The organism is Schnuerera sp., assembly GCF_035459645.1.
In the GTDB taxonomy this organism is placed as follows: Bacteria; Bacillota; Clostridia; order Tissierellales; family Tepidimicrobiaceae; genus Schnuerera.
Window position 1 is genome coordinate 1 of record NZ_DATHXO010000032.1, and the last position, 5,521, is coordinate 5,521.

A 5,521-nucleotide genomic window follows, 5' to 3' on the forward strand; every position below is an offset into this window, starting at 1 on the left:
ATGGACCAGCTGAAAGAAGAAATTTTTTAGATTTAAGTATTTCACAAATTAGACCAGTTTACAAATACAATATTAACAAATATAATAAAATTTTATTTCAAAGAAATAATCTACTTAAATCAAATAAATCTAAAGCTCATATTTTAAATTTATTAGAAATATTTGACATACAATTAGCGAAAATAGGTACTGAAATAATTATATCTAGGCTTCAATTTGTTAGCAATCTATCTAAAATAACTAAAAAAATCCATAATAAATTAACTTTAGGAGAAGAAGAATTAAACCTAAAATATAATTCTAATATAAAAATTACAAATAAAAACACTATTGAAAAAAACTTTTTAGAGCAATTAAAAATAAATACAAATAAAGATTTAGTTACTGGAGTCACTTCCATAGGTCCTCATAGAGATGATATAAAAATAAAGATAAACAACATAGATGCTAGAACATATGCTTCTCAAGGTCAACAAAGAACTATAGTATTATCAATAAAATTATCTGAAGTGGAAATAATTAAGATGGAGAGAGGTGTATATCCCGTTTTATTATTGGACGACGTATTTTCAGAATTAGATATAGACAGAAGAAAATATCTAACTAGATCTTTTAACGATATGCAAACTATAATTACTTCTACAGATATTATTGATCTGGATGAGTTTAATGAAATAGAAAAATCTATATTTTATATAGAGAATGGAGAAATCATAAAGTAAAGGAGTAGATTTAATGTTTTTACACATAGGAAATAGCAATAATATATTGTTAAAAAATATAGTTGCAATTATCGATAGGAAATCATTAGAAAGTTCTAATGATAATAACACTTATATTCAAAAATTATTAAAAAATAATCCTTTGTCAAATGAAGACATAGATGATGTAAAAACTTATATAATAACTTGTTCTAGTAATGATTCTAGAAAAAAAAGAAAGTCAGATAAAAAATACAATTTATATACATCAAATATTTCATCCACTACTTTATTTAGAAGAAATAAAAACATAGAAACTAGATTGGAGGTTGATTAAATGGCCACTGAAAATAATGGAAGAAAATATACAGCTGAAGAAATCCAAGTATTAACAGGATTAGAGCCAGTTAGAAAAAGGCCAGGAATGTATATTGGAAGCACAGGTTCAAGAGGACTACATCACTTAGTATATGAAGTGGTAGACAACAGTGTAGATGAGGCCTTAGCAGGAGTATGTGACACTATAAAAATTATAATAGAAGAAGATAATTCTATAATAGTAGAGGATAATGGTTCTGGTATACCTGTCGAAAAACATCCTCAAACTGGAAAATCAACAGTAGAAACGGTTCTTACTAATCTACATGCTGGAGGAAAGTTTAATAATTCTGCATATAAAGTATCAGGTGGATTACATGGTGTAGGTGTTTCTGTTGTTAATGCTTTATCTGAATGGTTAATTGCAAGAATAAGAAGAGATGGGAAAGAGTATATACAAAATTTTGAAAAGGGCTTACCTACAAGTGAGTTGCAGGAAGTAGGTAAATCTAGTAAAACAGGTACAACAATAATGTTTAAACCAGATAAAGAAATATTTGATGAGGTAGAATTCAATTTTGAAACATTAGAATATAGGTTTAGAGAAATGGCTTTCTTAAATAAGGGAATTAAAATTAGTTTAGAAGATAGAAGAACTAAAACTAAAAAAGAGTTTCATTATGAAGGAGGTATAAAATCCTTTGTTAAATATATAAATAGAAATAAAAATTTAATTCAAAAAGATATTATGTATTTTGAAGATGAAAGGGATAATACCACAGTAGAGTTGGCAATGCAATATACAGATGCATATTCGGAAAATATATATACTTTTGCTAATAATATTAATACTCAAGAAGGTGGAACTCATTTAAGTGGTTTGAGAACAGCTTTAACTAGAGCTATTAATGATTATGGCAGAAAATATAACCATATTAAAGAAAAAGAAGATAATCTACAAGGAGATGATGTACGAGAAGGGCTGTCAGCTGTACTATCTGTTAAATTAATGGAACCTCAATTTGAAGGGCAAACTAAAACTAAATTAGGGAATAGTGAAATAAGAGGTATTGTAGAGTCTTTAAGCTATGAACATATAATTAGTTATCTTGAAGAAAACCCTAAAGTAGGGAAAATTATACTAGAAAAAGCAATTAGTGCTTCTAGGGCGAGAGAAGCAGCAAGAAAGGCTAGAGAAATTTCAAGAAAAAGGAGTATATTAGATAATACCACTTTACCAGGAAAACTTGCCGATTGCCAGGAAAATGATTTAGAAGTAACTGAAGTATTCATAGTGGAAGGGGACTCGGCGGGTGGAAGTGCTAAACAAGGAAGAGATAGAAGATATCAAGCAATACTTCCATTAAGAGGTAAAATTATGAATGTAGAAAAGGCTAGATTAGATAGAATATTAGGATATGAAGAGATAAGGGCAATGATTACCGCTTTTGGGACGGGTATAGGTAGCGAATTTAATATTGAAAAATTACGATATGGTAAAATAATAATAATGACGGATGCTGACGTAGATGGTGCTCATATTAGAACATTATTATTAACATTTTTCTATAGATATATGAAGGACTTATTAGAAAAAGGCCATGTATATATTGCACAACCACCTTTATATAAGATATCCAAAGGAAGAGCTGAACACTATGTTTATAGTGATAATGAGTTGGAAGAATTATTTGAAGAAATAGGCAGGTCTAATTATTCAATCCAAAGGTATAAAGGTCTAGGAGAAATGAATCCAGAACAACTTTGGGAAACAACAATGGATCCAGAGAAAAGAGTATTGTTAAAGGTAGCTATAGAAGATGGGATTGCTGCTGATGAAATATTTACTACATTAATGGGAGATAGAGTCAAACCTAGACGAGAATTCATACAAAAAAATGCAAAATTAGTTAAGAATTTAGATATATAAGGGAGGAAAATAATGGATAGGGATAAAAATAATATTGTAGAAATAAAAATAGAAGAAGAAATGAAAAAATCCTATTTAGACTATGCCATGTCCGTAATTGTAAGTAGAGCCCTTCCTGATGTTAGGGATGGTTTAAAGCCAGTCCATAGAAGGATACTATATGCTATGAATGAATTGGGCATGACTCCAGATAAACCATATAGAAAATCAGCTAGGATAGTAGGGGATGTACTAGGTAAGTATCATCCTCATGGAGATTCATCAGTCTATTTAGCAATGGTAAGACTTGCTCAAAAATTTAATACTAGATATCCTTTAGTGGATGGCCATGGAAACTTTGGTTCTATAGATGGTGATAGCCCAGCTGCTATGCGTTATACGGAAGCAAGGTTAACTAAATTGTCTTTAGAAATGTTAAGGGATATAAAAAAAGATACTATAGATTATAGGCCAAATTTTGATGAAACTTTAAAAGAACCGGTAGTTTTACCTAGTAGATTCCCCAATTTACTCATTAATGGTTCATCTGGTATAGCTGTTGGAATGGCAACCAATATTCCCCCACATAATTTAAAGGAAATAGTAGATGGAATTGTCATGTTAATAGATGAACCAGAAACCGATATAGAGGATTTAATGAAAGTTATAAAGGGTCCAGATTTTCCAACTGGAGCTATGATAATGGGGAGAGATGGCATTAAGTCAGCTTTTAAAACTGGAAGAGGAAAGGTTAAAATTAGAGCTGTTGCAGAAATAGAGGATAGTAATAGAGGAAGAAGTAGAATAGTTGTAACAGAAATACCTTATCAAGTAAATAAAGCTAGATTAATAGAAAAAATAGCTGAACTAGTTAGGGATAAAAAACTTGAAGGGATTTCGGATTTAAGAGATGAGTCGGATAGAGAAGGTATGCGTATAGTCATAGAATTAAAAAGAGATGCAAATCCAAATGTGGTTTTAAATAATCTATATAAACAGACTCAATTACAAACAACTTTTGGAATAATAATGTTAGCTTTAGTAGATGATGAGCCTAAAGTATTAAATATAAAACAGGCATTAAAATATTATTTAGAGCACCAAAAAGAGATAATAACTAGAAGAACCCAATTCGATTTAAATAAAGCTGAAGCAAGAGCGCATATAGTAGAAGGTTTGAAAATAGCTTTAGACAATATAGATGAAGTTATAAATATAATAAGAAGTTCAAAAGAAGAATCTGTTGCAAGAGAAAGGCTTATGAATAGTTTTGATTTGTCTGAAAAACAAGCTCAAGCTATATTAGATATGAGACTTAGAAGATTAACTGGGTTAGAAAGAGAAAAATTAGAAGAAGAATATGAAGCATTAATTAAAGAAATAAATAGATTAAAAGAAATATTATCTAGTGAGAGACTAATATATGAGATAATTAAAGATGAATTATTAGAAATAAAAGAAAAATTTGGAGATAGAAGAAAAACAAAAATAATGCCATCGGCTGACGATATAGATATAGAAGATATGATTGAAGAAGAAGATGTAATTATTACATTAACTCATTTTGGATATATAAAAAGAATGCCAGAAGATACCTATAAAGCACAAAGAAGAGGTGGAAAAGGAATAACTGGTCTTACAACAAAAGATGAGGATTTTGTGGAAAAGTTATTTATTACTTCAACTCATGACACTATACTTTTCTTCACAAATAAAGGTAGAGTATATTCCTTAAAAGCATATGAAATACCAGAGGGTAGAAGACAAGCCAGAGGTACTGCTATAGTTAATTTATTAAATTTATCTGGAGATGAAAATATATCTGCAGTTATTCCAATTGAGAAATATGATCCAAGAAGTAACTTGGTTTTTATAACTAAAAATGGACTCATTAAAAAAACAAAACTGTCAAGCTTTAAAAATATAAGAAAGAATGGAATAATTGCTATTAGTTTAAAAGAAGAAGACGAACTAATTTCTGTTAAAAAAACTAATGGTAAAAGAGAAATTATAGTTGTAACTTCCATGGGAATGGCTATTAGATTTAGTGAAAAAGATGTAAGAGTAATGGGTAGAAATGCAATGGGGGTTATAGCTGTAAAATTAAAAGATAAGGATAAAGTAGTAGCAATGGATCTAATACAAGAAGGAAAAGATTTATTAGTAGTAAGTGAATTTGGATTTGGAAAAAGAACTCCTCTAGAAGATTATAGAATACAAAATAGAGGTGGAGTAGGTTTAAAAACTTATAATGTAAAAGATAAGACAGGAAAATTGGTATCTGCAAAAGTTATAGATGAAAATGATGAAATAATAATGATTTCTATGTCAGGGATAATAATTAGATTAATCTCAAAAGGTATTTCAACAATGGGACGAAATACCCAAGGAGTTACTTTAATGAAAATAAACAATGAAAATGATAAGGTAATGGCAATAGCAAAATATGCAGAAGAAGAATAATAATATTTTAAAAAGCATCCTTAAATTTTTAAAGGATGCTTTTTTTTAACAATAGCCAAATCCTACTAAGTTACTTTACATTAATAACTTTTTATTATAGAATTAAATAAATACAATAGTAGATAAAAGG

General features: G+C 29.0%; 4 protein-coding genes. All 4 read left to right on the forward strand.

The genetic code is table 11. The features are described from left to right. Nucleotides 1–722 (forward strand): DNA replication/repair protein RecF (gene recF / locus VK998_RS00750; protein ID WP_325224379.1); only part of this gene is annotated, 722 nt, incomplete at its 5' end. 13 nt (nucleotides 723–735) lie between these two features. Further along, entirely contained in the window at nucleotides 736–1,038 is a 303-nt protein-coding gene (locus tag VK998_RS00755; RefSeq protein WP_325224381.1) for a hypothetical protein, read from the forward strand. Further along, nucleotides 1,039–2,949: a DNA topoisomerase (ATP-hydrolyzing) subunit B gene (gene gyrB, locus VK998_RS00760; RefSeq protein ID WP_325224384.1), complete on the forward strand. Its 1,911-nt coding sequence runs from the start codon at nucleotides 1,039–1,041 to the stop codon at nucleotides 2,947–2,949. Between the two features lie 12 nt (nucleotides 2,950–2,961). Next, complete coding sequence (gene gyrA / locus VK998_RS00765; RefSeq protein WP_325224385.1) at nucleotides 2,962–5,391, forward strand: DNA gyrase subunit A; 2,430 nt, start codon at nucleotides 2,962–2,964, stop codon at nucleotides 5,389–5,391. Nucleotides 5,392–5,521: the final 130 nt, after the last annotated feature.

Coding starts and splice junctions, on each gene's coding strand:
- VK998_RS00755 (WP_325224381.1), top strand. CDS start 736: ATGTTTTTACACATAGGAAATAGCAATAATATATTGTTAAAAAATATA.
- gyrB (WP_325224384.1), top strand. CDS start 1,039: ATGGCCACTGAAAATAATGGAAGAAAATATACAGCTGAAGAAATCCAA.
- gyrA (WP_325224385.1), top strand. CDS start 2,962: ATGGATAGGGATAAAAATAATATTGTAGAAATAAAAATAGAAGAAGAA.